Source organism: Methylobacterium sp. EM32, assembly GCF_040593685.1.
Classification (GTDB): Bacteria; Pseudomonadota; Alphaproteobacteria; order Rhizobiales; family Beijerinckiaceae; genus Methylobacterium.
The window spans coordinates 11,897-38,786 of sequence record NZ_JBEXZS010000072.1; the positions used below are offsets into that span (position 1 = coordinate 11,897).

Genomic DNA, 26,890 nt, shown 5'->3' on the forward strand with positions numbered 1-26,890 from the left:
AACATGTAATCACACCCACTGCCCCGCAGCCCCCTCCGCCGCCCGGCGGATCGCCGCGATGTTGTCGGCATAGGCCTCGCGCCCGCCCTTGAAGGTGGCCGAGCCCGCGACGAGGGCGTTCGCCCCGGCCCGCACCACCGCCGGCGCCGTCTCCGGCGTCACGCCGCCATCGACCTCGATGTCGATGTCGCGGCCGGCGGTCATGGCGCGCACCCGCGACACCGTCTCGCAGACCGAGCCGATGAAGCTCTGGCCGCCGAAGCCCGGATTGACCGTCATGCACAGCACGAGGTCGACCATGTCGAGCACCGGCTCGACCAGGCTCGCCGGCGAGCCTGGGTTGATCGCGACACCGGCCTTCTTGCCGAGCGCCCGGATGGTCTGGAGCGAGCGGTGCAGGTGGGGACCCGCCTCGGCATGGACCGTGATGATGTCGGCACCGGCCTCCGCGAAGGCCGCGAGGTAGGGATCGGCGGGAGCGATCATCAGGTGGACGTCGAACACCGCGCTCGTGTGCGGGCGCAACGCCTTCACCACGACGGGGCCGAAGGTGAGGTTCGGCACGAAGTGGCCGTCCATCACGTCGATATGGACCCAGTCGGCCCCGGCCGCGACCACGTCGCGGACTTCGTCGCCGAGCCGGGCGAAATCGGCCGACAGGATCGAGGGGGCGATCACCAGGGGACGGGTCATGGCAGAGCCTCTCTAAGACGCGCAAAAGGCCAGGGTTCTCACCCCAGCCCCGCGCAGACACAGGTCTTGTGGAGGACGGATCAGCGCCGGCGGAACTGGCTGCCGCCGCGGAACGGCGGGCGCGGGCCCGAGGAGCGCTCGTCCTTGTGACGGAACACCAGGCGACCCTTCTCCAGGTCGTAGGGCGACATCTCGACGGTGACCCGGTCGCCGGCCAGAGTCTTGATGCGGTTCTTCTTCATCTTGCCGGCCGTGTAGGCCACGATCTCGTGGCCCTGGTCGAGCTGCACGCGGTAACGCGCGTCCGGCAGGATCTCGAGCACGAGACCGTCGAACTGCATCAACTCTTCTTTCGCCATTCACACTCTCCACCCGGGTCGCCGTCGCGGTCGGCGCCGCCGGGAGCACATCTTCGGAATTCGATCGCGACGCGGCCGGCCGTACGGGTGCTCGGCCGAGATGCCGGGCGCGCTGATGGCCTTGTAACGCTCGCTGTGCATGTAAGGTGAGGCGAAGGGACGCGCAAGCCGCGCGTGTGACGCACGCACGGCTTCGTCAACGGAAAACGGCCCGGCGCTCGGGGAGCGCCGGACCGGCCCGAAGGCTCGTGATCGTTACTGGGTCAGCTCGTTGCCGGTATAGTCGATCCGGCCGTCGCCGCCCTTCTTCCACATGTACATCACATAGTCGGGACGGGTGATGTCACCCTTCTTGTCGTAGGAGATGTCGCCGATCACGGTCTTGAACGGCTTGCCCTCGGCCATGTAGGCCGCGACCTTCTTGCCATCGGTCGACTTGGTGGCCTCCATCGCGGCCTTCAGGATTTGCACCGCGGCGTAGGAATACAGGGTGTAGGCCTCGGGATCGATGTTGCGGGCCTTGAAGGCCGCGACCACGTCCTTGGCGTTGGCGTTCTTGCGGGCATCCGGCGAGAAGGTCATCAGCGTGCCGTCGGCGCCCGGGCCGGCGATCTGCGCGAATTCCTTGTCGGTGATGCCGTCGCCGCTCATCAGCGGGGCGTTGAGGCCCTGGTCGCGCATCTGGCGCACGATCAGGCCGGCCTCGGTGTGCAGGCCGCCGTAATAGACCACGTCGGCCTTGGCCTGCTTCAGCTTCGAGACGAGCGCGGAATAATCCTTCTCGCCCGGGTTGATGCCCTCGAACAGCACGTCCTTGCCGCCCTTGGACTTCAGGGTCTTCAGGGTCTCGTCGGCGAGGCCGCGGCCGTAGGGCGTCTTGTCGTGCACGAAGGCGATGTTCTTGCCCTTGAACTTGTCCGCCAGCCAGGTGCCGGCGACCGCGCCTTGCTGGTCGTCGCGGCCGCAGGTGCGGAAGGTGTTCCACAGCTTGCGGTCGGTGTATTTCGGGTTGGTCGAGGCCGGGGTGATCTCGACGATGCCGGATTCGGCGTAGACGTCGGAGGCCGGGATCGAGACGCCCGAGTTGAAGTGGCCGACCACGGCCTTCACGCCCTCGGCGGCGAACTTGTTGGCGACCGAGACGCCCTGCTTCGGATCCGAGGCGTCGTCGCCGATGACCAGGACGATCTTCTGGCCGTTGATGCCACCGGCCTTGTTGATGTCGGTCACGGCCTGCTCGGCGCCGTTCTTGAGCTGGGCGCCGAAGGCGGCGTTGGCACCGGTGATCGGGCCGGCCACGCCGAGCTTGATCTGAGCCTGCGCCGATCCGGCCCAGGCGAGGCCGGCCGCGAGGGCGAAGCCGGCCAGTAGCGTGCGCTTCATCTCTGTACTCCTCTGGGATCGACGGGAAACGTCGGGCTCGCGGGCCCTTTCGGCCGGGAGACCGGGGCGTGGGGACCCCGGATTCGGTGCACCGGGGCTGAAAAGACCCCGGATCGGTGGCAGCCCTCGCGCCGGAGGGCGCGGGGCAGGGGGCGGGCGTTTAAGCCTTCGCCCGCCAGGAGAGCGGGCCGCTGCGCTCGTAGAGCCAGCGGTACTGGGTCGTCATCTGCCGCGCGCGGGTGGCGCGGTAGCCGGCCGAGCCGATGACGAGCAGCACGATCGTGTCGACGACGTAGTAGTGCGGCGACAGGAAGCTGCCCTCGAACAGGGCGTGGTGGATGAAGCGCACGGCGATGCCGAGCAGCAGGAGCGAGACGATCGCCTGCCAGTACGGCTTCCAGCCGAGCGCGATGCCGCGCCCGATCATCCAGGCCATCCAGCCGCCCATCACCACCGTGACGAGCAGGAAGAGCCAGATCGTGCTCTCCTCGTAGAGGATCCCCTGCATCAGTGCCGTCCTCCCTCGAGATAGGCGGCCTTCACCGACGGGTCGTCGAGGAGCTGCTTGCCGGTGCCCGACATGGTGATCGTCCCCGTCACCATGACGTAGCCGCGATGGGCGAGCTTCAGGGCGTGGTAGGCATTCTGCTCGACGAGGAACACCGTCATGCCGTCGCGCTCGTTGAGCTCCTTGATGGCGGAGAAGATCTGCTTGACGATGAGCGGGGCGAGACCCAGCGACGGCTCGTCGAGCATCAGGAGCCGCGGGCGGCTCATCAGGGCGCGGGCGATCGCCAGCATCTGCTGCTCGCCGCCCGACATCGTGCCGCCGCGCTGGTAGAGCCGCTCCTTGAGCCGGGGGAACATCGCGCAGACCCGCTCCAGGTCCTGCTCGAAATGGGCACCGCCATTGACCTGCGCCCCCATCTGCAGGTTCTCGTAAACGGTCATCCGCGGAAAGATCCGCCGCCCTTCCGGCGATTGCGCCAGGTTGAGGCGGGCGATCTCATGGGTCGGCATCTTGGTGATGTCCCGGCCCGCATAGGTGATGGTGCCCTCGCGCGCCCTCGGGCTGCCGAAGATCGTCATCATCAGGGTCGACTTGCCGGCGCCGTTGGCGCCGATCAGCGTGACGATCTCGCCCTCGTTGACGTCGAGATCGACACCCTTGAGCGCGATGATGTTGCCGTAATAGGTCTTGACCCCGCGGACGGTCAGGAGCGGGGCCCGGGCGCCGGCCTCCCGGGCGCGGGTCTCGTCGACCAGGACGTTGATGCCGGCGACGCTCATACCCCCACCTCCGCCTCGACCTGCTCCACCTCGTCGTCCTCGACGCCGAGATAGGCGGCGATCACGCTCTGGTCGCTCTGGATCTCCGCCGGCGTGCCGTCGGCGATCTTGGTGCCGTAATCGAGCACCACGACATGGTCGGAGATCTCCATCACCACCGACATGTCGTGCTCGATGAGGAGCACCGAGGTGTCGTGGTCGTCGCGGATCGCCCGCAGGAGATCATTGAGCAGCAGCGATTCCCGCGGGTTGAGGCCTGCGGCCGGCTCGTCGAGGCAGAGCAGGACCGGATCGGTGCACATGGCGCGAGCGATCTCGAGCCGGCGCTGGTCGCCGTAGGGCAGGGCACCGGCCGGATCGTCGGCGCGGTGCATCAGGTGGATGCGTTCCAGCCACTCCTTCGCCTTCTCGACCGCGGCCGCCTCGGCCCGCCGGTATGCGGGCAGGCCGAGCAGCCCCGCGATGGTGAAGCCGGAGGCCAGCATCAGCGGGTTGTGCTGGGCCACCAGCAGGTTCTCCAGCACCGTCATGCCGGTGAACAGGCGGATGTTCTGGAACGTGCGGGCGACCCGCGCATTGCGGTTCACCGCGTAGCCGGGCAGCTGCTCCAGCAGGAACTCCGCGCCGTCGCGGTGGCGCAGGGTCATCATGCCCTCGGTCGGCTTGTAGAAGCCGGTGATGCAGTTGAAGACCGTGGTCTTGCCGGCGCCGTTCGGCCCGATCAGCGCCGTGATGTCGCCGCGGCCGACCCGGAACGACAGGTCGTTGACGGCGACGAGGCCGCCGAAGCGCATGGTGACGTGGTCGACCGCGAGGACCGGATCGGCCATGCGGGGGGAGGCGAGCGTATCGGCCATCAGCCGTGGCCCTCCTTCACGAGCGAGCCCGAGATGCGCTTGCGCTCCTTCAGCACGATCGAGGGCGCGCGCTCCGAGATCAGGCCGCGGGGGCGCCAGATCATCATGATCACCATGGCGAGGCCGAACAGCAGCAGGCGGTACTCGCTCGGATCGAAGCCCTCGCCGAACACCGCCTTGAGGAAGCCGAGGTTGCGCAGCAGCTCCGGCCCGCCGACCATCGCGACCGCCGCGATGGCGACGCCGATCTGCGAGCCCATGCCGCCCAGCACCACGATCGCCAGGATGATCGCGCTCTCGAGGAAGTTGAAGCTCTCCGGGCTGACGAAGCCCTGACGCACGGCGAAGAACGACCCGGCGAACCCGCCGAACATCGCGCCGAGCGCGAAGGCCGTGAGCTTGGTATTGGTGGTGTTGATGCCGAGGGAGCGGCAGGCGATCTCGTCCTCGCGCAGCGCCTCCCAGGCCCGGCCGATCGGCAGGCGCCGCAGGCGCAAGGTCACGCCGTTGGTGATCAGCGCCAGCGCCAGGATCAGGTAGTAGAGGAAGATCACCCGGTGCATCGGGCTGAAATCGAGCCCGAACTTCGCCGCAAACCCGTCCTCGTCCGCCGTGAACGGAACGCCGAAGAAGGTGGCGCGCGGGATCGACGAGATGCCGGCGGCGCCGCCAGAGAAGTCGGTCCAGTTGATCAGCACCAGGCGGATGATCTCGCCGAAGGCGAGGGTCACGATGGCGAGGTAGTCGCCGCGAAGCCGCAGGACGGGGAAGCCCAGCATCATGCCCCACAGGCCCGCGAACAGGCCGGCGAGCGGCAGGCAGACCCAGAACGACAGGCCGAACACAGTCGAGAGCAGCGCGTAGGAATAGGCGCCGACCGCGTAGAAGGCGACGTAGCCGAGATCGAGGAGGCCCGCGAGGCCGACCACGATGTTGAGGCCCCAGCCCAGCATCACGTAGGTGAGGATCAGGATGCCGAGGTCGATCCAGTAGCGCGACTCGCCGAGGCCCCCGGTGCCGAGCACCACCAGGAGGGGAAAGGCGAGGGTCACCCCGAGGAAGGCCGGCAGGGCGTAGGACGAGAGCTTCTGCGAGGCGTTCGGCTCGGCGTGGACCGCCTCGGTCGCCTGGGCCGGCGACGGGGTGAGCGCCCGGCGGGCATCGCGGTTGGCGAGGACCAGGCGCTGGGCCAGACGCGCGACGAAGACGATGCCGCACAGGATCGCCACGAGGCCCCAGCGCGGCACGAGGTCGAGGGACGAGGTCTGGCTGAGATCGGTGCGGAAGGCGATGATCGGCACGCAGAGGCCGAGGGTGACGAGCGCGAAGAGCGCCGCGTCCTTGACGATCGCCGCCATGTCGGTGGCGGCGCGGTCGGCGGCGGAGGCCGCCGCCAGGGTGGTGGGCGGGTTCGCCATCAGACCTTCTCGACCTCGGGCCGGCCGAGGATGCCGGACGGCATGAAGATGAGCACGATGGCGAGGATCGAGAACGCCGCCACGTCCTTGTACTCGATGGAGAAATACGCCGACCAGAAGGTCTCGACGAGGCCGATGAGGAGCCCCCCGAGCACCGCGCCCGGCAGGCTGCCGATGCCGCCGAGCACCGCCGCCGTGAAGGCCTTGACGCCGGGGGTGAAGCCGTCGGCGAAGGACACGACGCCGTAATAGAGGAGGTACATCGTGCCGGCGACCGCCGCGAGGGCCGCACCGAGCACGAAGGTCAGCGAGATGGTGCGGTCGACGTCGATGCCCAGCAGCGCGGCCATCTTGCGGTCCTGCTCGCAGGCGCGTTGCGCCCGACCGAGCGGCGTCTTCTGCACCAGGTACCAGAACCCGGCGAGCAGCACGACCGTGGTCAGCATGATGATGATCTGCTTGTAGGAGAGCGCCACCGCGTAACCGTTATCGCCGGTCCACAGCGTGATCACGTCGCGCATCATCGGCGGCGTCGGCTTGTTGCGGGCGCCCTGCACCACCTGGACGAAGTTCGACAGGAAGATCGAGACGCCGATCGCCGAGATCAGCGGCGCCAGGCGGAACGAGCCGCGCAACGGCCGGTAGGCGATGCGCTCGATCGACCAGCCCCACAGGGCGGTGAGCACCATCGCGCAGATCAGCACGATGAGGAGTGCCAGCGCGATCGACGAGATGCCGAGCCAGGTCGTGACGATCAGGAAGGTGATCAGCGCGATGAAGGCCGAGAGCATGAACACGTCGCCATGGGCGAAGTTGATCATGCCGATGATGCCGAACACCATCGTGTAGCCGATGGCGATGAGGCCGTAGATCGACCCCAGCGTCAGCCCGTTGATGAGCTGCTGCGCGAAGACCTCCATGCGGTCACGTTCTCCGTTCGCGGGCGGTTCGAGCCCGGGCCTCCCTGGCCGCGCCCTGTCATCCGGGTGTCACGGCCGTCCCTTGGCGTGAGGCTTAGCAAGCACCGCACCACTCGACAATCCGGGGTTGCCGGTCGGGTGTGCGAAAGGCCGGCTGGCCCTGACGCTACGGCTCCGCTACCCTCCCGGCCAAGCCCGTTTGACCACGACGATTGGGGGGAGCGCCGCCATGGCGATGACGATGACCGGCGAGGTTCTGCTGCCGGCCGACCAGCAGACCGTGTGGGAGAAGCTGAACGATCCGGAGGTGCTCAAGCGCTGCATCCCAGGTTGTGAAACCCTCGAGAAGGTTGGGGACAACGAGCTGCAGGCCTCGGCCAAGATCGCGGTCGGCCCCGTGAAGGCGACCTTCAAGGGCAAAGTGACGCTGACCGACATCGACCCGCCGAACGGCTACCGCATCACCGGCGAAGGGCAGGGCGGCGTGGCCGGCTTCGCCAAGGGCGGGGCGGTGGTGCGCCTGGAGCCGGCCGAGGGCGGCCAGACCAAGATGACCTACGACGTCGAGGCCAGCGTCGGCGGCAAGATCGCCCAGCTCGGCGGCCGCCTGATCAACGGCGTCGCCAAGAAGTACGCCGACAACTTCTTCGACACGTTCGCCAAGGAGGTCCAGGGCGGCGCGGTCGCCGGCGAGACCTCGGCGGCCTGAGCCCGTTTTCGATCGCCCGCGATCAACTTGTTGCGAGGCGAATGGGCAGGTTGCCGGAAACCGGGCGAAATCGGCGGCTTTTCGCGCCAAAAAGCCGAGGCGCGGCGCCTTGACCGGCGCTTCCGCCCGGTTGACACTCGAATTCGAGCGATTCCAGAGAGGCACGGCCGGCCCGGCCACCACGAGCGACAGGGTCCGACAGACAGGACCCGCGGGCTTTCGGCCAGAGGAGGACGTCACCCATGAGCGCTGTCAGCCTGACGGTGAACGGCAAGGCCGTGACCGCCGACATCGATCCGCGCACGCTGCTGGTGCAGTACCTGCGCGACACTCTCCGTCTCACCGGCACCCATGTCGGCTGCGACACCTCGCAGTGCGGCGCCTGCGTCGTCCATCTCGACGGCGAGGCGATCAAGGCCTGCACCGTCCTGGCGGTGCAGTGCGACGGACGCTCCGTCACCACCATCGAGGGCCTGGCGTCGGGCGGCGAACTCCACCCGATGCAGGCGGCCTTCCGCGAGCATCACGGCCTCCAGTGCGGCTACTGCACCCCCGGCATGATCATGACCGCGGTGGATCTGGTGCGCCGCAAGGGCAACGCCCTCGACGAGCAGACCATCCGGCACGAGCTCGAGGGCAACATCTGCCGCTGCACCGGCTACCACAACATCGTGAAGGCCATCGCGGCGGGCGCCGAGGGCATGGCGTCGGAGCCGCAGAAGGTCGCTGCGGAGTGAACTGCTCCTAACCCTCCCCCCTCTGCGGGGGAGGGTGCCCCACGGAGTGGGGCGGGAGAGGGGAACCACGTTTCCGGAAGAGACTGATCCGTTGTGAGAGGCGCCCCCTAGGTCGGCGTCGCGCTGCCCCTCTCCCGGCTCGCTCCGCTCGCCACCCTCCCCCGCAGAGGGGGGAGGGTTGGGCGCCGCGCCCTACGAGAAATGTCCGCGCCATCCGGACCAACAAGAAACACCACAAAAGACCGAGGCCGGCCCGCGACGCCGGCCCGCGAGGCCAGATCCGGGAGAGACACGCCCATGACCGCCACGGGTATCGGCGCCTCGGTGCGCCGCAAGGAAGACCAGCGCTTCATCACCGGCAAGGGCCGCTACGTCGACGATTACAACCGTCCGGGCCAGGCCTACGCCTATTTCCTGCGCTCGCCCCATGCCCATGCCGAGATCCGCGGCATCGACACGGCGGCGGCGGCCGCGATGCCGGGCGTGGTCGGGATCCTGACCGGCGCGGATCTCGCCGCCGACAAGGTCGGCGGGCTGATCTGCGGCTGGATGATCCACTCCAAGGACGGCACGCCGATGAAGGCTGGCGCCCACCCGGCGCTCGCCCAGGGCAAGGTGCGCTATGTCGGCGACCACGTCGCGGTCGTCATTGCCGAGACCCTGGCCCAGGCCAAGGACGCCGCCGAGGCGATCTCGGTCGATTACGACGTGCTCCCGGCTGTGGTCGAGACCGCGAAGGCGGCGGGCGCCGGCACGGTGGTGCACGACGTCGCCCCCGACAACACCGTCTTCAATTGGCATCTCGGCAACCAGGCCGACGTCGAAGCGGCCTTCGCCCGCGCGGCGCACGTGACGAAGCTCGACATCGTCAACAACCGGCTGGTGCCGAACCCGATCGAGCCCCGAGCCGCCGTCGGCGAGTACGACGAGGCCGAGGAAGCCTTCACCCTCTACACGACGAGCCAGAATCCGCACGTCGCCCGCCTCGTGCTCTCGGCCTTCATCGGCATCGCGCCGGAGAACAAGCTCCGGGTGGTCGCACCGGATGTCGGCGGCGGGTTCGGGTCGAAGATCTTCATCTATGCCGAGGAGACGGTCTGCGTCTGGGCGGCGAAGAAGGTCGGCCGGCCGGTGAAATGGACCAGCGACCGCACCGAGGCGTTCCTGTGCGATGCCCACGGCCGCGACCACGTCACCCACGCCGAACTCGCGATGGACGAGGGCGGCAAGATTTTAGGCCTCAAGGTCCACACCATCGCCAATCTCGGCGCCTACCTGTCGACCTTCTCGTCGTCGGTGCCGACCTACCTCTACGCGCCTCTGCTGTCGGGGCAGTACAATATCCCGGCGATCTACTGCGAGGTCGACGGGGTCTACACCAACACCGCACCGGTCGACGCCTATCGCGGCGCCGGGAGGCCGGAGGCGACCTTCGTCATCGAGCGCCTGGTCGAGGTCGCGGCGCGCGAGCTGAACCAGGAGCCGGCGAAGTTCCGGCGCAAGAACTACGTCAAGAGCTTCCCGCACCAGACGCCCGTCATCATGATGTATGACGGTGGCGATTACTCCGCCTCCCTCGACAAGGCGCTGGAGATCGCTGACCATAAGGGTTTTCCCCGCCGCCGGCGCGAGAGCGCCCGCAACGGCAAGCTTCGCGGCATCGGCTTCTCGTCCTACATCGAGGCTTGCGGCATCGCGCCCTCGCAGGCGGTGGGGTCGCTCGGCGCCGGCGTGGGCCTGTGGGAATCGGCCGAGGTGCGGGTGAACCCGACCGGGTCGATCGAGGTGCTGACCGGCTCGCACAGCCACGGCCAGGGCCACGAGACCACCTTCGCCCAGCTCGTCTCCGACCGGCTCGGCGTGCCGATCGAGAGCGTCACCATCGTGCACGGCGACACCGACAAGGTACAGTTCGGCATGGGCACCTACGGCTCGCGCTCCGGCGCGGTCGGCATGTCGGCCATCGCCAAGGCGATCGACAAGGTGGTGGCCAAGGGTCGCAAGGTTGCGGCCTACGCGATGGAGGCCGGCGAGGACGACATCGAGTTCAAGGACGGCCGCTTCTCGGTCGCCGGCACCGACAAGTCGCTGGCTTTCGGCGAGGTGGCGTTGCAAGCCTACGTCGCCCACAAGTTCAGCGGCGCCCAGCTCGAGCCCGGCCTGAAGGAGGGGGCGTTCTACGATCCCACCAACTTCACCTTCCCGGCCGGCATGCATATCTGCGAGCTCGAGGTCGATCCCGATACGGGTGTCGTCACCATCGAGAAGTTCACGGCGGTCGACGATTTCGGCAACGTCATCAACCCGATGATCGTCGAGGGCCAGGTCCATGGCGGCATCGCGCAGGGCGTCGGCCAAGCCCTGTTCGAGGGCGCGCTCTACGATTCGGACGGCCAGCTCGTCACCGCGAGCTTCATGGATTACCGCATGCCTCGGGCGGCCGACCTGCCGTCGTTCGAGGTCGGCATGACGGTGACGCCGTGCCCGTCGAACCCGCTCGGCATCAAGGGCTGCGGCGAGGCCGGCGCCATCGCCGCCCCGGCCGCCGTCATGAACGCGCTGACCGACGCCCTCGGCCACGAGAACATCGCGATGCCGGCCACGCCCTTGGCGGTGTGGCGGGCGGCGCAGGCGAGCCCCCACCTGCGCCCGGAAGCGGCGGAATAAGATCAAGTCTGGAGAGCATCATGTACGCTTTCGCCTATCACCAGCCGACCAGCCTCAAGGAGGCCGTGAGCCTGCTTTCCGGCGAGGACGCCAAGCTCGTCGCCGGCGGCCACACCCTGATCCCGACGATGAAGCAGCGCCTCGCCGCCCCCGGCACGCTGATCGACCTCGGCAAGGTGCCGGACCTCGTCGGCATCGAGCGCAGCCCGCGCTCGATCACCATCGGCGCCATGACCACCCACGGCGCAGTCGCCGAGTCGAACGACGTCAAGGAAGCGATTCCCGCCCTGGCCGAGCTGGCTGCGCTGATCGGCGACCCGGCGGTGCGCCACCGCGGAACCATCGGCGGCTCGGTCGCCAACAACGATCCGGCGGCGGACTATCCGGCGGCCTGCCTCGCGCTCGGCGCCACGATCAGCACCAACAAGCGCAAGCTCACGGCGGAAGAATTCTTCACCGGGCTGTTCGAGACGGCTCTGGAGGAGGGCGAGATCGTCACCGGCGTCTCGTTCCCGATTCCCCACAAGGCGGCCTACGAGAAATTCCGCAACCCGGCCTCGCGCTACGCCCTCGTCGGGGTGTTCGTCGCCAAGCGCCCGAGCGACATCCGCGTCACGGTGACCGGCTCCGGCTCCAACGGCGTGTTCCGCTGGACCGAGGCCGAGGAGGCGCTGGGCAAGCGCTTCGCCGCGAAGTCGCTGGAGGGGATGTCGCCGTCGGCGAGCGGGCTCAACAGCGACATCCACGCAGATGCGGCGTATCGCGCTCACCTGATCGGCGTGATGGCACGCCGCGCGGTGCAGAAGGCGGCGGATCGGTAAGGCGCGACGGGCGCAGCGAAAACCCTCCCCCCTCTGCGGGGGAGGGTGGCGAACGGAGTGAGCCGGGAGAGGGGCAGCGCGACGGTGCTGAACGTGGCGCCCCTCATGAAGCGCGCGACCTCTCCGGAACCGGCGTCCCCTCTCCCGACCCCCGCTGACGCGGGGGCCACCCTCCCCCGCAGAGGGGGGAGGGTTTGCTCGGCGGCGTTCCGCTCCAGATAATCATCGCCTTTACGACACCCGGCGGAAGCCTACCGCCCTGCGAGAAGCCCGCTCCGCCGAATGACCCTCCCCACCTCCATCGACGCCACCCAGGCGCTGCTCTCCTCCGCCGGCTACGTCGCCGACCGGGCGCTCTCCACCGTCGTCTTCCTGTCGCTGAAGCTGAAGCGCCCGCTCTTCCTCGAAGGCGAGGCCGGGGTCGGCAAGACCGAGATCGCCAAGGTGCTCGCAAAATCCCTCGGGCGGCCGCTGATCCGGCTGCAATGCTACGAGGGGCTCGACGTCGCGGCCGCCGTCTACGAGTGGAACTATGCCGGCCAGATGATGGCGATCCGGCTCGCCGAGGCCGGCGGCGCCGTCGACCGCGAGCGGCTCGAATCCGAACTCTTCTCTGAGCGCTACCTGATCCGCCGGCCGCTGCTCCAGGCGCTGGAGCCGGGGGAGGGTGGGGCGCCGGTGCTGCTGATCGACGAACTCGACCGCACCGACGAGGCCTTCGAGGCCTTCCTGCTCGAAGTGCTGTCCGACTTCCAGGTGACGATTCCCGAACTCGGCACCGTGCGCGCGCCCGAGCCGCCGCTGGTGATCCTGACCTCGAACCGCACCCGCGAGATCCACGACGCCCTCAAGCGCCGCTGCCTCTATCACTGGGTCGATTATCCGGACGCGGAGCGCGAGCTGCAGATCCTGCGCACCCGGCTGCCGGACGCCCCCGAGGCCCTGTCGCGCCAGGTCGTCGGGTTCGTGCAGGCGATCCGCAAGGAGGACCTGTTCAAGGCGCCCGGCGTCGCCGAGACCCTGGACTGGGCCACCGCCCTCGTCGAACTCGATGCCATCGCCCTCGATCCGACCCTCGTCATCGACACGCTCGGCGTGCTGCTGAAGTACCAGGACGACATCCAGGCGATGCAGGGCGGACGCGCCAAGGCGCTGCTCGACGAGGTGAGATCGTCCGGCGGATGAGCGACGCTCCCGCGGGCACCGGCCGGCTCCCCGACAACATCGCGTATTTCGCGCGGGCGCTCCGCGCCGCCGGCGTGCCGGTCGGCCCCGGCGACGTGATCGACGCCGTCGAGGCGGTGGAGGCCGCCGCCATCGGCAGCCGCGAGGACTTTTTCTGGACGCTGCACGCCGTGCTGGTGCGCCGGCACGAGCACTCGGCCCTGTTCGCCGAGGCCTTCCGGCTGTTCTGGCGCCGACGCGACCTCATCGAGAAGATGATCGCCCAGATGTCGCCGGTCGCCCCCGACAAGGCGCTGCCCAAGCCCCCGAATGCCGGGGCGCTCAGGGTGCAGGAGGCGCTGTCGCCGAAGACCGAGCGGCCGAAGCCCAAGGTGACGGAGGAAGACCTCACCACCGTGACCCTGTCGGTGTCGCAGGCCGAGGTGCTGAAGGGCAAGGACTTCGCCCAGATGAGCGCCGACGAGGTGGCGCAGGCCCGCCGCCTCATCGGCTCACTCCGGCTCCCTGACGACGCGACCCGGACCCGACGGTTCGAGGCGCGCCCGCGCGGGCGCATCGATCCGCGCCGCAGCTTCCAGCGCACGGTGCGGGCCGGCGGCGCCATCGATCTCGCCTTCCGGGCACCGCGGGAGCGGCCGCCGCCGATCGTCGCTTTGTGCGACATCTCCGGCTCGATGGCGGAGTATTCGCGGCTGTTCCTGCACTTCCTGCACGCCCTCTCCGAGCAGCGCCGGGTGCAAAGCTTCGTCTTCGCGACCCGGCTCACCAACATCACCCGGGAACTGACCCGCCGTGACCCCGACGAGGCGCTGGCCCGCGCCAGCGCCCGGGCGCAGGACTGGGAGGGCGGCACCCGCATCGCCGAGGCCCTGCACCTGTTCAACCGGCACTGGTCGCGCCGGGTGCTCGGCGGCGGCGCCGTGGTGCTGCTGTTCACCGACGGGCTCGAGCGCGAGGTGACGCCGGAACTGACCCACGAGATGGACCGCCTGCGCCGCTCGTGCCGGCGCCTCGTCTGGCTCAACCCGCTCTTGCGCTTCGAGGGTTTTTCCGCCCGCGCCAGCGGCATCCGGGCAATGCTGCCCCATGTCGACGATTTCCGGCCGATCCACAGCCTGTCGGCGATGGCCGACCTCTGCCGCGCGCTCGGCGCGCACCAGCCGCGCGCCCGCGCGCCGAAGGCGTGGTTGCGCGAGGCCGGCTGACACCTAACTCTTGCAACGGGGCTCAGCCGTCCCGGAGATCGTTTCCATGCTGTCGACAGACACCGACATCCTCGCCACCGCCGAATCCTGGCGCGAGGCCGGCCGCGGCGTGGCGCTCGCCACCGTGATCGAGACCTGGGGCTCGGCCCCGCGCCCGGTCGGCTCGCATCTGATCATCGACCAAGAGGGAAACTTTCTCGGCTCGGTCTCGGGCGGCTGCGTCGAGGGCGCCGTCATCGCCGAGGCCGCCGACGTGATCGAGGACGGCCAACCCCGGGTGCTTGAATTCGGCGTCGCCGACGAGACCGCCTGGCGGGTCGGCCTGTCCTGCGGCGGGCGCATCCGCGTGCTGGTCGAGCCGGTCGCGTGAGGCTCGACATCCTGCGGGAGATGAACTGGGAGCGCGCCGCCCGCCGCGCCGTCATCCTGGTCACCGACACCGCCGACGGCACCCAGCGCCTGGTGCGCGAGGCGGACGCCGAGTCCGATCCGCTGGCCTCCGAGCTGTCGGCGCGGTTCCGCTCGGGCAAGAGCGGGATCGTCGAGGCCGAGGGCCGCTCGCTGTTCCTCACCGTCCAGGTGCCGCCGCCGCGCCTCGTGGTGATCGGCGCGGTCCATATCAGCCAGGCGCTCGCCCCGATGGCGCGCCTGACCGAACTCGACGTGACCATCATCGACCCGCGCACCGCCTTCGCGACGCCGGAGCGCTTTCCGGACGTCACCCTGCTGGCGCTCTGGCCGGACGACGCGCTGGCGCAGCTGCCGCCCCTCGACCGCTACACGGCGGTCGCCGCCCTGACCCACGACCCGAAGATCGACGATCCCGCCCTCGTCGCGGCGCTCAAGGCCGAGTGCTTCTATGTCGGGGCGCTCGGCTCGCGGAAGACCCACGGCCGGCGCGTCGAGCGCCTGACCGCCGCTGGCTTGAGCGAAGACCAGATCGGCCGCATCGCCGCGCCGATCGGTCTCGATATCGGTGCCGTCAGCCCGGCCGAGATCGCCGTTTCGGTGCTGGCCCAGGTGATCGCGGCGTTGCGCCAGGACCGGCGCCGGGCGCCCGCATGAGGTTCGGCCCGGTTCCGATCGGAGAGGCCGCCGGGCTGATCGCCGCCCACTCGGTCCGCGCCGGCGAGGCGATGGTGAAGAAGGGCCGGCCGATCGGCGCCGAGGACGCGGCCCGGCTCGCAGCGGCCGGCATCGCCGAGGTGGTGGCGGTGACCCTCGAACCGGGCGATGTCGGCGAGGACGCGGCGGCCGAAACGCTCGCCGCCGCGGTGGCGGGCCCGGGCGTCACGGTCGAGCCGCCCTTCACCGGCCGGTCGAACCTGCACGCGGCGCAAGGAGGCCTGCTCGTCCTCGACGAGGCGGTCATCGCCGGCGTCAACCGCGTCGACGAGGCGGTGACCCTCGCAACCCTGGTGCCGTTCAAGCCGGTCGTGCCCGGCGAGATGGTGGCCACCGTCAAGATCATTCCCTATGCGGTGCCGGGGGTGGTGCTCGACCGGGCCCTCGCCGCGGCCGCGCCGGCGATCCGGATCGCGCCCTACCGCCTGAGCCGGGTCGCGGCGATCTCGACCCTGCTGCCCGGCCTCAAATCTAGCGTCGTCGACAAGACCCTGCGCACGCTGGAGGCTCGCCTTGGCCCCGCCGGTGGGCGGATCGTCGGCGAGGCGCGGGTGCCGCACGAGGCCGGCGCCGTGGCGCGGGCCCTGCGCGACGCGATCGAGCGGGACGGCGCGGAACTGGCGGTGGTGTTCGGCGCCTCGGCGATCGCCGACCGGCGCGACGTGATCCCGGCCGGGATCGAGGCCGCCGGCGGCGTGGTCGACCATCTCGGCATGCCGGTCGATCCCGGCAACCTGCTGCTGCTCGGACGCCTGCGCCAGGATTCGCCGCATCCGGTGCCGGTGATCGGCGCCCCCGGCTGCGCCCGCTCGCCGAAGGAGAACGGCTTCGACTGGGTGCTGCAGCGCCTCCTCGCCGGCCTGCCCGTCACCCGCGACGACATCGTCGGGTTCGGGGTCGGCGGGCTCTTGATGGAGATCGTGTCGCGGCCCCAGCCCCGGGACGGCGGGGAGAGCGCGGATGAATCGTGAGCCGGTCGGCACGGTGCTGCTCGCCGCCGGCCGCGGCACCCGCTTCGGCGCGAGCCCGAAACTCCTGAGCCGCCTCGACGGCAAGCCGCTGGTGCGCCACGCGGCCGAAGCCGCGGTGGCGGCGGAGCTCGGGCCGGTGGTCGCTGTGCTCGGCCATGCCGGCGACGAGGTCCGCGCGGCGCTCGCCGGGCTGCCGCTGACGCTGGTCGAGAATCCCGCTTATGCCGAGGGTCTGTCGACCTCGCTGCGCGCCGGGCTCGGCGCCCTGCCGGAGACCGTCCCGGCGGCGCTCGTTCTGCTGGGCGACATGCCGCGGGTCGGGCCCGGCCTGCTGGTGCGCCTCGCCGAGGCGTTCCGCGGGGCGGCGGTCGCGCCGTCGGCCGTGGTCCCGGTGCAGGGCGGGCATCGCGGCAACCCGGTGCTGCTGAACCGCCGTCTCCTCGCGGAGGGCCTCGCCGGCCTCACCGGCGACCGCGGCGCCGGGCTGCTGCTGGCGCGGCTCGACGACGTGCTCGAACTGCCGGTGGACGATCCGGGCGTGCTGGTCGACGTGGACACGCCGGCGGCCCTGGCGGGGCTGTCCTGAGCCGTTGGTCAGAACCGCCATGGAGGTTGCGCTGAGAGCCCGCTCGATTGGCCTTTGTCGATTTTCATACCCTCCGGGTCATTCCGGGCTCCGCTGCGCGGCCCCGGAATGACGCGGTGGATGTCAACGATGGCGATGAGACCGAGCAGTCTCGAGAGCAGCGAGCCGTGCCGGTCTCACGCCCCGGCCGCCGCAGCCCCAAGGTTTAGCAGCCCCATCACGGCAGTGAATACCGCGTAGACGAAGCCGAGGTTCAGGAGCACGCCGAGCACCCCGATCCCGAGGCCCGCCGCCACCACGACGCCGTCGCGCTCGACGAGGCCGAGGCCGACGAGGGTGACCGCGAGGCCGAGCGGGATCTGGCCGACGAGCGGGGCGGCGACGATCAGCACCAGGGACAGCGCCAGGATCAGCAGGCCCATGGCGCGCATGCCGATGTCGTTCTCGAACACCCGCAGCCGCGGCCGCGACCAGCGCTCCAGGCGGCGCAGGAGGGGCACCGCGCGGGAGACGGCCCGCTGCAGGTCGGAGCGGGCGATCGAGCGGCCGAGCAGCGCGCGCGGCAGCCACGGCGCCGACATGCCGGCGGCGATCTGCGCCGCCACGAGCGCCAGGAGCAAGCCGCAGATCAGCGGGATCGGCGGCGGCATCGGCAGACAGTTCGGCAGGCCGAGCAGCACGACGAGGAGGGCGAAGGCCCGGTCGCGCAGGACCGCCACGATGTCGCCGACGGTCAGCCGCTCGGTCTCCTGGGCGGCGAGGACGGTCAGGACCTCGGAAGTGCGGGCGAATTGCGTCACGGGGCTCTCGCCGTCCGGTGCCGGGGAGGCGCCCCCTGGCGGGATCGCGGCGCCCTCGAAAGCGGGGGCGACGCTCGCCGGCGGGGTCGCGGCGCCCCGGGCCGGGGTCGCCCGGCCCCCTCTAGCCCACTCCGCCGCCCGGGCCAACCCGCGCGCATGGGTGGTGCCCGCGCCGAGATCGGCGCGGACGGGCCCGGCGGCGGGAAGGGGGCCGAGCCGCCGTCGAAGCGGCCCGGCCGCGAAGAGGAAGCGCCTGTGCATGGTTCACCGACGTGAGCGCCGCGCTGCTTGAGAGCGCGGCCGTGACGGGCCTCTCACACGGCCAACCGGGCAATCGTAGGGCAGAGACCCCAAAAAACGGCCGGCGCCCGAATTCAGTGCAGCGTCAGCACACCGTTCACGGCGCGGAACTCCGCCGGCTTGATCAGCTGCGAATGAGCCACCCGGACCGAGTGCAACGGCCCCTCCAGCTCGCGCTTCCAGAAATCCAGGAAGCCGGTGAGCACGGGGAAGCGCGGGGCAAGGTCGTATTCCTGCCAGATATAGGTCTGCAGCACGCCGGGATGGTCGGGGATGCGGTAGAGGATATGGGCCGTGGTCAGGCCGTATCCCTCGATCTGCTGCCGAAACTCCTTGGAGACCATGACACCTCCTGATGGGTTGTGGATCCTTCGCGGGTGCGTAGCGCTTTGCCGACCAAGCGTCCGATGATGCGGTTAACCAATGGTTACGCTCAAGCAAAAACAGCGGCTAATACGTTGATTCTTCAGGAAATAGCAGCCTACTCGGGCGAGTGCTGACAGTCTTGGGGCGTCGATCGGGCGCGGGGGGCGGTCCGACCCGGTCCCGCCCATGGCGTCGGGCGAGTGCGCCGGTGCGGCCGGTCGCCTGTGGCGTCGTCGATGTCTCCGCTTGACGCTGCGTTTGATGGAAAAGATATTTCCATGAACGCAACGTCAGGCCAGGATCCCGTGCCCCTTTTCCCGGCTCGATCCGTCCTGCTCTATGCGGCCACCAGCCTGGCCTGCCCGGATGTGGCGTCGGCCGACGAGCGGGACGATGTGCGGACCGTGCTGTTCGGCAGCCTCGATGCCGGCCGCTCGACCTTCGTCAGCGCCGGGGCCAAGGTGGCGCCGGGCGGGATCGCCCGGGACGGCGTCGTGACCCTCGCGACCCTCGGCTACGGAGTCCGGCCGGAGCGGGACTGGTGGGGTGATCCGCGGGCGAAGGCCGGCATCGCCCCGCCGCGCACCCTGCGCCACACGGTGCAGGGCGGGGCGCTGGCCGGCTGGCAATGGGTGCGCGGCTGGGGCGTCGCCGCCCTGTTCGCCGGACCGGAACTCGCCTTCGAGGTGCTGGACAGTCCCGGCACGCGGCGGCTGCCGACGCCCCGCCTCGGGGTGCGGGTGCAGGGAGAGCTGTGGGCGCGGCCGAGCGAGGCGACGCTCGTGACCGGGACGCTGATCGGCGGGACGGCGCGCTGGAGCGCCTGGGGCCGGGTGTCCTGGGGCATGCGGTTCCCGGACCTGACCGCGGCCTATTTCGGGCCGGAGGCCGCGCTCTACGCCGACCGGACCGGCTACCGGAAATGGAGCATCGGCCTCCACGCCACCGATGTCGCGGTGGCGCGGGTGAGCTTTCGGATCTCGGCCGGCTGGGTCTACGAGGAGCAGATCCGGCGTCCGGGCGGCTACGGCACGCTCACCGCCTGGCTACCCCTCTGAGGAGAGCGCATCGAGAAAGCGGGCGGCATCCGCCACGATCGTGTCGCGGCGCGCCGGCGCCATCTTGTCGAGGGTGCGGTAGGGCATGGCGAGGCGCGGGTTGCCGCGCAGGGTGTCCGCGTTCCCGATCAGGAAGTTCCAGTACAGGTAGTTGAACGGGCAGGCGGTCGCGCCGGTCTTCGCCTTCACGTCGTACGTGCAGCCGCGGCAGTAATCCGACATCCGGTCGATATAGGCGCCGGACGAGGCGTAGGGCTTCGAGCCGAGGAGCCCGCCATCGGCCCAGAGCGCCATGCCGTGGACGTTGGGCAGTTCCACCCACTCGTAGGCGTCGGCATAGACGACGAGGAACCATTCCTCGACCTGGCGCGGCGCGAGGCCGGCGAGGAGCGCGAAGTTGCCCAGCACCATCAGGCGCTGGATGTGGTGCGCATGCGCGTGGGCCTTGGTGTCGCGCACGCATTCGGCGAGGCAGGCCATGGCGGTCTCGCCCGACCAGTAGAACCACGGCAGGTCGCGGGTGGCGTTGAGAGCGTTGGTCTCGGGATAGTCGGGCATCCGCGCCCAGTAGAGGCCGCGCACGTATTCGCGCCAGCCGAGGATCTGGCGGATGAAGCCCTCGACCGCGTTGAGGGGGGCCGCGCCCTCGCGCCATCGTTCCTCGGCCGCCCGGCACACCTCCTCGGCGTCGAGGAGGCCGAGATTGAGGGCCGGCGCGATCAACCCGTGATAGAGGAACGGCGTGCCGGACCGCATCGCGTCCTGGAAGTCGCCGAACCAGGGCAGGCACTCGTCGAGGAAGTGGCGCAGGGCTTCAAGCGCCTCGGCGCGGGTCACCGGCCAGGCGAAGCCGTCGAGGTCGCCGAAATGGTCGGGGAAGTGGCGAGCGACGAGGTCCATCACCTCCCGCGTCACCGCGTCGGGCGGGAAGCGCCGACGCTCCGGCACGGCGTGGCTCGCGGGCAGGCGGCGGCGGTTGTCGTGGTCGAAGTTCCACTGTCCGCCCACCGGCTCGCGCCCCTCCATCAGGAAGCCGGTGCGCCGACGCATGGCTCGGTAGAAGGTCTCCATCCGGATCCTCTCGCGCCCCTCCGCCCAGCGGGCGAAGACCGGGCGCGGGCACAGGAAGCGGGTATCGTCCCGGATCTCGACCGGCAGCCCGAACCGCTCCTCCCACTTTTCCATCATCGCCTCGACCCGCCACTCGCCGGGCTCCGTCACGACGATCCGGTCGGGCCGGTGGCGCTCGATGGCGCGCTCGACCTCGCCGGTGAACGAGCCGGCATTGTGGGGATCGTCGAGGGCGACGTAGTCGACCGGGATGCCGCGCTCCCGCAACTCGGCCGCGAAGTGGCGCATCCCTGAGAAGACCAGCACCAGCTTCTGCTTGTGGTGGCGGACATAGGTCGCCTCCTCGGCGACCTCGACCATCAGCACCGTGTCGGCGTCGGGATCGAGGTCGGTGAGGGTGGCGAGCCGCGGATGGAGCTGGTCGCCGAGGACGAGGCGCAGCGTGCGCATGCGTGCTCAGCCTCTCGTCCGGGCTTGCGAAACGTTGATTAACACTCCCGCCATTGCGGCTCCCCTCCGGCTGCCCATAACGCTAGCTAGAGCGATCGGAGGCGCCGGCGCGCGAGTCGCGCCGGGCCGAACCGACGCAGGGGCCGAGGCTCGGCGGGTAAGGAGTCGCGTCGTGAAATTCGCCTTCGCGGGAATCGATTTCCTGGGCGGTGTGTTCGAGGGCCTGGTCGCGTCGGGCTGGCAACCGATCAAGCTGTTCTCCCGCCCCTGCGACGGGATCTACGACCAGAACGAGACGGTGGTGGCGCTGGCCCGGCGGCACCGGGTGCCGATCCAGCTCTCGCGCATCCGCGTCGCCGACATCGAGGCGCTCTCGGCCGAGCACGGGCGCGACTGGGCGCTGGTGGTGGCGGGCTATCCGTGGCTCGTCACCGGTTGGCCGGGCCGGGTGCGCTACGCCCTCAACATCCACCCTTCGCCGCTGCCGGACGGGCGCGGGCCCTACCCGCTGTTCCGCGCCGTCCTCGATTCCTACGAGAGCTGGGGCGTGACCGCCCACGTCCTCGCCGAGGAGGGGTTCGATACCGGCGACATCCTGGCGCAGGACATTTTTCCGATCTCCGACGCGGAGACGCACGAGACCCTGCTCGCCCGCTGCCAGATGGCGGCGGCGCGGCTCGCCCGCGGGCCGATCGCCCGCGACCTGCCCGCCCTGTGGCGCAAGGCAGAGCCGCAGGGCGACGGCGCCTACTGGCCGCGGGTCACCGATCTCGACCGCACCCTCGATTTCCGCCAGCCGGTCGCGGCGATCCTGCGCCGGGTCCGGGCCTTCGGGTCGATCGAGACCCTGGCGCGGGTCAACGACAACCGCATCTTCGTGCAGGAGGCCCATGGCTGGACGGAGGCCCACCGCCACGCCCCCGGCGCGGTGGTCCATGCCTATCGCCGCCAGATCCTGGTGGCGGTCCGGGACGGCTACGTGCAGATCACCCGCTGGAGCAGCATCCCGCTGGCGGATGTAGGCAAGACGGGGCGCTGACGCGATGCCGAAGATGCGCCGCAAGGGCGACCTGCCGCAGAAGACCTGCGTCCAGTGCGGCCGGCCCTTCGCCTGGCGCAAGAAGTGGGAGCGGGTCTGGGACGAGGTGCGCTACTGCTCGGATGCCTGCCGGCGGGCGGCGCACCGGGGCGAGCCGGCGCGGGCGCCTGACTCGCACCCGTCTCGGTAGCCTACGCCTCGAGGTGACGGGCCGGGATCAGCCGCCAGACCAGCCCGCCGCGGGGCCCGAACAGCATCGAGGCCACGTAGAGGGTGCCGGCGGCGAGCACGATCGCCGGACCCGTCGGCAGGCTGGCATAGTACGAGACGAGCAGCCCTGCCACGCTCGCGACGAGCGCCAGGATCACCGCTGCCGGCATCAGGCCGCTGAGATCGAGGGCCCAGAACCGGGCGGTGATCGCCGGCAGCAGCATCAGCCCGACGGCGAGCAGGGTGCCGAGCGCCGCGAACCCGCCGACGAGGTTGAGCACCACCAGGGCCAGGAAGGCGTAATGCACCGGCCCGCTCGCCCGACCGACCGAGCGCAGGAACAGCGGATCGACGCATTCCATCACCAGCGGCCGGTAGGCGACGGCGAGGCCCGCGAGCGTCACGGTGGCGATGCCGCCGAGCAGAACAAGGGCGTCGTCGTCCAGCGCCAGCACCGTCCCGAACAGGATGTGCAGCAGGTCGATCGACGAGCCCCGGGCCGAGATCAGCAGCACGCCGGCGGCGAGCGAGATCAGGTAGAACGCCGCCAGGCTCGCATCCTCGCGCAAAACCGTCGAGCGGGCGATGAGGCCCGACAGGAGCGCCACCGCGAGCCCGGCGACGAGGCCGCCGAGCGTCATCGCCGGCAGCGACAGCCCGGCCCACAGGAAGCCGACCGCCGCGCCGGGCAGGATGGCATGGCTCATCGCCTCGCTCATTAGGCTCATGCGGCGCAAGGTGAGGAAGACGCCGACCGGGGCGGCGCCGACCGACAGGGCGACGCAGCCGGCGAGCGCCCGGCGCATGAACGAGAACTCGACGAAGGGCGCCGTCAGGAAGTCGATCACGCGGCGTGCCCGTGGGTGCGGTCGTGGCGCGCGTGGTCGCGCGACCCGTGGTCGTGAGGCTGCTGGTCGTGCGAGGCAGGATCGTGGGGCTGATGGTCCTGGTCGGCCGCGGCGCGGCACACCGGCGCATCCTCGTCCCAGGCCTCGCAGAGCCGGCGGGCGCGGCGCAGGTTGTCGGCGGTCAGCACCTCGTGCGTCGCACCCCAGGCCACCGCCTCGCGGGCGAGGAGCAGGGTCGAGGGGAAGTGCCGGGCGACCTGGTCGAGGTCGTGCAGCACCGCCACCACGGTGCGCCCTTCCGCGTGCCAGCCGTGGACCAGCCCCAGCAGCTCGTCGGTGGTGCGGGCGTCGATTGCCGCGAAGGGCTCGTCGAGCAGGATCACCCGCGCATCCTGGAGCAGGACGCGGGCGAACAGGGCCCGGCGCAGCTGCCCGCCCGAGAGCGTGCCGATCGGCCGGCGCTCGAAGCCGGTGAGCCCCACCGCCGCGAGCGCCGCCGCGACGGCGCCCCGGTGCGGCTTCAGGGCGCGCCACGGCCCGACCCGGCGCCACAGACCCATCGCCACGAGGTCGAACACGCCGATGGGGAAGGCCCGGTCGATCTCGGCGGCCTGCGGCAGGTAGGCGATGTCCTGCCGCGCCAGGCCTACGCGGGCGACCTCGCCCTCCAGCGGCGCGATCTCGCCCATGATGCCCTTGAGCAGCGTCGACTTGCCGGCGCCGTTCGGCCCGACCACCGCGGTGAGCGATCCCGGGAGGATCGTGCCGTCGAGGTGGTGGACCGCCGGATGGCGGGCATAGCCGAGGGTGAGGCCGCGAAAGGCCAAGGCGCCGCCGGGCATGGCGCCGCGGGGCGTGGGATGCTTGACCGGTGCCGTCACGCCATGGCCCAGCCGATCAGGGCCCACACGGCCGATGCCAGGAGCGCGGCCACGGCGAGGCGCGGCCCGACCCCGACCCGCAGCAGGGAGAACGGCGCGGCCTGGGCGCGCGGAGCGGCGTCGGCCCGCGGGGCGTGGAAATGCGGCATCGGCGAATCGTTCGCTCGGGGTCCGGCTCGCGCCCTCGGCGGGCAAGCGCACGAACCCCATATGAGGGGCGGCCGGCTGCTGCCCCGACGCGGATCGTTACACTGTAACAGGCAGGGCCTGTCAACCGCCGCCTGGTTGGGGTAGGACGGCACCGGGAGGGTGGCGGATGGACGAGCACGGAACCTGTGGGCACCACGGGCATGGGCAGGACTCGCACGCCCATGGACACGAGTCCCACGGCCCCGCCCGGACGGCCGACCTCGTCGCGCGGGCCGAGCGGCTGGCGCAGGATCTCGGGTTGCAATTCACGACGCTCCGCCGCCGCACCCTGGAGGTGGTGGCCGAGGAGGGGCGCCCGCTCGGCGCCTACGACATCGCCGAGCGCCTGAGTGCCCCGGGCAAGCGCGTCGCCGCGGTCTCGGTCTACCGCGCCCTCGACTTCCTGACCGAGCACGGCCTCGTCCACCGCATCGCCAGCCGCAACGCCTTCGTCCCCTGCGAGCACGGCCACGGCGCCGGCGAGAGCGCGGTCTTCCTCATCTGCCGCAGCTGCGGCAGCGTCGACGAGACCATCTCCGCCGAGATCGAGCGCAGCCTGGACCGGACCCTGGCCCAGGCTGGGTTCAAGCCGGCGAGCCGGATCGTCGAGATCGAGGGGGAGTGCGGGGCGTGCCAGGGGCGGCAGGGTGAGTGAAGCCGGTTGGTCCGGGTATCAGAACCGGTTTGGCTGACAGGTAGATTTTATCCTGCCAACGATCTCATCCTGAGAGCCTGTTTGAGTTGGCCGACCGCATCGGAACCCTCGATGTCATCCCGGGGCCGCGGAGCGGAACCCGGGATCCATAACCACTGACGATGCAGAAGACGTCGGAACGCGGTCCGCTTCACCCTGCACCGTCAGCGGTTATGGATCCCGGATTCTCGCCTTCGGCGAGCCCCGGGATGACGTAGAGAGATGTCAACCTGTGTGCAAATCGTTCGGCGAAACCGCTCGAACAGGCTCTGAGGTGATGTTTGGGATGGAAGGGTGTCTCGCGACGCTGTCCTCGCAAGTCGAGCAGGCTCCGGGAAAGGACGTCGCAACGGCACCCTCTTGAACCGCTCGACTAATACGCGTTCCGGAACGCACTCCTGGCCACCACCGTCATCACCAGAATTCGCAGGTCGAACCACAACGACCAATTGTCGATGTAGAACAGGTCGTGCTCCACCCTGCGCTGCATGTCGGCATCGGTTAGGGTCTCGCCTCGCAAGCCGTTCACCTGCGCCCAGCCGGTGATCCCCGGCCGCACGTTGTGGCGTCGGGCATAGAGCGCGATGCGCCGCTCGAAGCTGCGGTCGTGGGCGACCGCATGGGGCCGGGGGCCGACCAGCGACATGTCGCCCCGGATCACGTTGAGGAGCTGGGGCAATTCGTCGAGGTTGGTGCGGCGCAGGAAGCGGCCGATGCGGGTGATGCGGTCGTCGTCCCGGGTCGCCTGGCGGAAGGCGGCGCCGGCCTCCTGGCGCATGCTGCGGAACTTGAATACGGAGAACGCCTCCTGGTTGAAGCCGTAGCGCTTCTGGCGAAACAGGCTCGGGCCGCGGCTGTCGAGCCGGATCAGGATCGCGATCAGGAGCAGCAGCGGCGAGAGCGCGACAAGGGCCAGCGACGCCACCACGAGGTCGAAGATGCGCTTGGCGGCGATCTCAAACGCCGTGAGGGGCGCGCGCCCGACATTGATGCCGGTGAGCAGGCCGACCCGGCCGAGGCGCACGTCGCTGAAGCGGTCCATCACCCGGCCCGGGCGCAGGTGCAGGGCGACCGGCACCCGCAGGAAGGCGTCGACGCAGGCCTCGAGATCCTCGACCTCGGCCCAGGGCACCAGCACGAACACGTCGTCGGGCCGCAGGAAGCGCACGACCGACACGCTCAGGTCAAGGTCCTCGGCGAGTTGCGCCTTTCGCGCCTCCGGCTCGGTGCCCGGGGCCGCGCTGCGGAGCGTACTGACGCCGATCACCCGCAGGCCGAGCGCCGCGGTGTCGTGGGTGGCGTAGAAGCTCGCGACGTCCTCCTCGTAGCCGATCAGGTGGATGCGGCGGGCGGAATCGGAGCGGGGAGTGATGAGGCGGCGCACCAGGGCCACGGTGGCGAGGCGGGTGGCGACGAGGACCGGCAGGCCGAGGAGGAAGGTCGTGAGCGTCGCCACGCGGGAATGGTCGCCGGTGGTCTTGGTGAGGAAGCCGAGGACCAGCACCACCGCCCAGGCGCCGAGCCACAGGCTGACCGTCCGGCGGAACCGGGGCGCGCGGGCGAGGTAGTTCTCGATGCTGTACTCGCCCCGCGCGACGTTCGGCAGCACCACGAACAGGCCGAGGAACAGGCCCACCGCCAGTGCCGGGCCGAGATCGGGTTCCCGCTCGTAGGAAACGAGGTGGTAGATCGTCTCGCAGGCGAGCCCGGTGACGGCCACCGCCGCGAGTTCGGCGAGCGCCGCCCCGCCGGCGATCGCGACGCGCAGGGCCGCCCGGCCGCGCCGCGGCAGGAGCGCGTTCCAGACCGCGCGCGCCTCCGACGAGGCGAGCTGGCTGTTCGCGAGGTGGCCGTCTCCGTCCCCGGGGAACCGTTCGTGTCGCATGGCGAGAAGACCCGTAACCCCTGTCTGTGCCGGCGTGGGACGGACCGGGCGGGACCGTGCCGTTTCCGCACGTCCCCCGGGCCGTCGCCGGCTGGTTGCCGCTGAGACAGCAAGCCTGGGACCGGAGGCATCCCAGCCCTGCGGTGGAGGGACGGGACGGACGGAAGCTGCGG

Annotated in this window: 29 protein-coding genes; 14 read left to right on the forward strand and 15 right to left on the reverse strand. The window is 70.3% G+C overall.

Features of this window, described 5'->3' with window-relative positions:
- Nucleotides 1-9: 9 nt before the first annotated feature.
- The 8 genes from rpe to ABZT49_RS10575 all read right to left on the reverse strand — a co-directional run bounded on the left by rpe (nt 10) and on the right by ABZT49_RS10575 (nt 6,920).
- Nucleotides 10-693 (reverse strand): ribulose-phosphate 3-epimerase, encoded by a 684-nt coding sequence (gene rpe, locus ABZT49_RS10540; protein ID WP_355285989.1) that lies wholly within the window; start codon nt 691-693, stop codon nt 10-12.
- Nucleotides 694-773: 80 nt separating this feature from the next.
- Nucleotides 774-1,052: a translation initiation factor IF-1 gene (gene infA / locus ABZT49_RS10545; protein ID WP_048429304.1), complete on the reverse strand. Its 279-nt coding sequence runs from the start codon at nt 1,050-1,052 to the stop codon at nt 774-776.
- A 255-nt stretch (nt 1,053-1,307) separates the two neighbouring features.
- A complete protein-coding gene (locus tag ABZT49_RS10550) occupies nt 1,308-2,435 on the reverse strand; it encodes a branched-chain amino acid ABC transporter substrate-binding protein (RefSeq protein ID WP_355285991.1) in 1,128 nt (375 codons plus the stop codon).
- 160 nt (nt 2,436-2,595) lie between these two features.
- Nucleotides 2,596-2,943 (reverse strand): DUF6867 family protein, encoded by a 348-nt coding sequence (locus ABZT49_RS10555; protein ID WP_355285993.1) that lies wholly within the window; start codon nt 2,941-2,943, stop codon nt 2,596-2,598.
- Nucleotides 2,943-3,725 carry an ABC transporter ATP-binding protein gene (locus ABZT49_RS10560; RefSeq protein ID WP_355285995.1) on the reverse strand — a complete coding sequence of 261 codons (783 nt, stop codon included), beginning with the start codon at nt 3,723-3,725 and terminating at the stop codon, nt 2,943-2,945. The genes ABZT49_RS10555 and ABZT49_RS10560 overlap by 1 nt, the downstream gene beginning before the upstream one ends.
- Complete coding sequence (locus ABZT49_RS10565; protein ID WP_355285997.1) at nt 3,722-4,582, reverse strand: ABC transporter ATP-binding protein; 861 nt, start codon at nt 4,580-4,582, stop codon at nt 3,722-3,724. The genes ABZT49_RS10560 and ABZT49_RS10565 overlap by 4 nt, the downstream gene beginning before the upstream one ends.
- Nucleotides 4,582-6,000 (reverse strand): high-affinity branched-chain amino acid ABC transporter permease LivM, encoded by a 1,419-nt coding sequence (gene livM / locus ABZT49_RS10570; protein ID WP_355285998.1) that lies wholly within the window; start codon nt 5,998-6,000, stop codon nt 4,582-4,584. The genes ABZT49_RS10565 and livM overlap by 1 nt, the downstream gene beginning before the upstream one ends.
- Nucleotides 6,000-6,920, reverse strand: coding sequence for a branched-chain amino acid ABC transporter permease (locus ABZT49_RS10575; protein ID WP_093569562.1), 921 nt, complete (start codon nt 6,918-6,920; stop codon nt 6,000-6,002). Before ABZT49_RS10575 ends, livM begins: the two co-directional genes overlap by 1 nt.
- A gap of 229 nt (nt 6,921-7,149) precedes the next feature.
- Here ABZT49_RS10575 and ABZT49_RS10580 point away from each other — a divergent pair, with 229 nt between their 5' ends.
- The 10 genes from ABZT49_RS10580 (at nt 7,150) to ABZT49_RS10625 (ending at nt 16,926) form a co-directional block, all read left to right on the forward strand.
- Nucleotides 7,150-7,629: a CoxG family protein gene (locus ABZT49_RS10580; protein WP_093569561.1), complete on the forward strand. Its 480-nt coding sequence runs from the start codon at nt 7,150-7,152 to the stop codon at nt 7,627-7,629.
- Nucleotides 7,630-7,871: 242 nt separating this feature from the next.
- On the forward strand, nt 7,872-8,366 hold the full coding sequence (locus tag ABZT49_RS10585) for a (2Fe-2S)-binding protein (protein ID WP_355286000.1): 495 nt from the start codon (nt 7,872-7,874) through the stop codon (nt 8,364-8,366).
- Between the two features lie 297 nt (nt 8,367-8,663).
- Nucleotides 8,664-11,033: a xanthine dehydrogenase family protein molybdopterin-binding subunit gene (locus ABZT49_RS10590; RefSeq protein WP_355286002.1), complete on the forward strand. Its 2,370-nt coding sequence runs from the start codon at nt 8,664-8,666 to the stop codon at nt 11,031-11,033.
- Between the two features lie 20 nt (nt 11,034-11,053).
- On the forward strand, nt 11,054-11,854 hold the full coding sequence (locus ABZT49_RS10595; RefSeq protein ID WP_093569558.1) for a xanthine dehydrogenase family protein subunit M: 801 nt from the start codon (nt 11,054-11,056) through the stop codon (nt 11,852-11,854).
- A 282-nt stretch (nt 11,855-12,136) separates the two neighbouring features.
- Complete coding sequence (locus tag ABZT49_RS10600) at nt 12,137-13,039, forward strand: MoxR family ATPase (protein ID WP_355286003.1); 903 nt, start codon at nt 12,137-12,139, stop codon at nt 13,037-13,039.
- Nucleotides 13,036-14,244, forward strand: a complete 1,209-nt coding sequence (locus tag ABZT49_RS10605) for a VWA domain-containing protein (protein WP_355286005.1) — start codon at nt 13,036-13,038, stop codon at nt 14,242-14,244. Before ABZT49_RS10600 ends, ABZT49_RS10605 begins: the two co-directional genes overlap by 4 nt.
- Before the next feature lie 46 nt (nt 14,245-14,290).
- On the forward strand, nt 14,291-14,614 hold the full coding sequence (locus ABZT49_RS10610; RefSeq protein ID WP_355286007.1) for an XdhC family protein: 324 nt from the start codon (nt 14,291-14,293) through the stop codon (nt 14,612-14,614).
- Nucleotides 14,611-15,309, forward strand: a complete 699-nt coding sequence (locus ABZT49_RS10615; RefSeq protein ID WP_355286009.1) for an XdhC family protein — start codon at nt 14,611-14,613, stop codon at nt 15,307-15,309. The genes ABZT49_RS10610 and ABZT49_RS10615 overlap by 4 nt, the downstream gene beginning before the upstream one ends.
- Complete coding sequence (locus tag ABZT49_RS10620) at nt 15,306-16,340, forward strand: molybdopterin-binding protein (protein ID WP_355286011.1); 1,035 nt, start codon at nt 15,306-15,308, stop codon at nt 16,338-16,340. Before ABZT49_RS10615 ends, ABZT49_RS10620 begins: the two co-directional genes overlap by 4 nt.
- Nucleotides 16,330-16,926, forward strand: coding sequence for a nucleotidyltransferase family protein (locus ABZT49_RS10625; protein WP_355286013.1), 597 nt, complete (start codon nt 16,330-16,332; stop codon nt 16,924-16,926). Before ABZT49_RS10620 ends, ABZT49_RS10625 begins: the two co-directional genes overlap by 11 nt.
- Before the next feature lie 176 nt (nt 16,927-17,102).
- On the opposite strand, the gene ABZT49_RS10630 is transcribed toward ABZT49_RS10625, so the two are convergent.
- Nucleotides 17,103-17,726 carry an exopolysaccharide biosynthesis protein gene (locus ABZT49_RS10630; RefSeq protein ID WP_093569551.1) on the reverse strand — a complete coding sequence of 208 codons (624 nt, stop codon included), beginning with the start codon at nt 17,724-17,726 and terminating at the stop codon, nt 17,103-17,105.
- A 374-nt stretch (nt 17,727-18,100) separates the two neighbouring features.
- Nucleotides 18,101-18,370, reverse strand: a complete 270-nt coding sequence (locus ABZT49_RS10635) for an usg protein (RefSeq protein ID WP_355286015.1) — start codon at nt 18,368-18,370, stop codon at nt 18,101-18,103.
- A gap of 300 nt (nt 18,371-18,670) precedes the next feature.
- Between ABZT49_RS10635 and bcsS the strand changes: the two genes are divergently transcribed.
- Nucleotides 18,671-19,450: a cellulose biosynthesis protein BcsS gene (bcsS, locus tag ABZT49_RS10640; RefSeq protein ID WP_355286017.1), complete on the forward strand. Its 780-nt coding sequence runs from the start codon at nt 18,671-18,673 to the stop codon at nt 19,448-19,450.
- Here the strand turns inward: bcsS and ABZT49_RS10645 are convergent.
- The gene (locus ABZT49_RS10645) at nt 19,439-20,971 is read right to left on the reverse strand and encodes a cryptochrome/photolyase family protein (RefSeq protein WP_355286018.1); all 1,533 of its coding nucleotides are present in this window, start codon (nt 20,969-20,971) and stop codon (nt 19,439-19,441) included. The genes bcsS and ABZT49_RS10645 overlap by 12 nt on opposite strands.
- A gap of 172 nt (nt 20,972-21,143) precedes the next feature.
- Here ABZT49_RS10645 and ABZT49_RS10650 point away from each other — a divergent pair, with 172 nt between their 5' ends.
- On the forward strand, nt 21,144-22,010 hold the full coding sequence (locus ABZT49_RS10650; RefSeq protein WP_355286020.1) for a formyltransferase family protein: 867 nt from the start codon (nt 21,144-21,146) through the stop codon (nt 22,008-22,010).
- A 4-nt stretch (nt 22,011-22,014) separates the two neighbouring features.
- A complete protein-coding gene (locus ABZT49_RS10655; RefSeq protein WP_355286022.1) occupies nt 22,015-22,200 on the forward strand; it encodes a DUF2256 domain-containing protein in 186 nt (61 codons plus the stop codon).
- A 1-nt stretch (nt 22,201) separates the two neighbouring features.
- On the opposite strand, the gene ABZT49_RS10660 is transcribed toward ABZT49_RS10655, so the two are convergent.
- Genes ABZT49_RS10660 through ABZT49_RS10670 form a run of 3 tightly spaced genes read right to left on the reverse strand, consistent with a single transcriptional unit; the run spans nt 22,202 to nt 24,098 of the window.
- Nucleotides 22,202-23,026, reverse strand: a complete 825-nt coding sequence (locus tag ABZT49_RS10660; protein ID WP_355286077.1) for a metal ABC transporter permease — start codon at nt 23,024-23,026, stop codon at nt 22,202-22,204.
- A 38-nt stretch (nt 23,027-23,064) separates the two neighbouring features.
- Nucleotides 23,065-23,910 carry an ABC transporter ATP-binding protein gene (locus tag ABZT49_RS10665; RefSeq protein ID WP_355286078.1) on the reverse strand — a complete coding sequence of 282 codons (846 nt, stop codon included), beginning with the start codon at nt 23,908-23,910 and terminating at the stop codon, nt 23,065-23,067.
- 35 nt (nt 23,911-23,945) lie between these two features.
- Complete coding sequence (locus tag ABZT49_RS10670; protein WP_355286024.1) at nt 23,946-24,098, reverse strand: hypothetical protein; 153 nt, start codon at nt 24,096-24,098, stop codon at nt 23,946-23,948.
- A gap of 167 nt (nt 24,099-24,265) precedes the next feature.
- On the opposite strand from ABZT49_RS10670, the gene ABZT49_RS10675 reads away from it, so the two are divergent.
- Complete coding sequence (locus tag ABZT49_RS10675) at nt 24,266-24,793, forward strand: Fur family transcriptional regulator (RefSeq protein ID WP_355286026.1); 528 nt, start codon at nt 24,266-24,268, stop codon at nt 24,791-24,793.
- A gap of 412 nt (nt 24,794-25,205) precedes the next feature.
- Here the strand turns inward: ABZT49_RS10675 and ABZT49_RS10680 are convergent, their stop codons facing one another.
- Complete coding sequence (locus ABZT49_RS10680; RefSeq protein WP_355286027.1) at nt 25,206-26,717, reverse strand: undecaprenyl-phosphate glucose phosphotransferase; 1,512 nt, start codon at nt 26,715-26,717, stop codon at nt 25,206-25,208.
- Nucleotides 26,718-26,890: the final 173 nt, after the last annotated feature.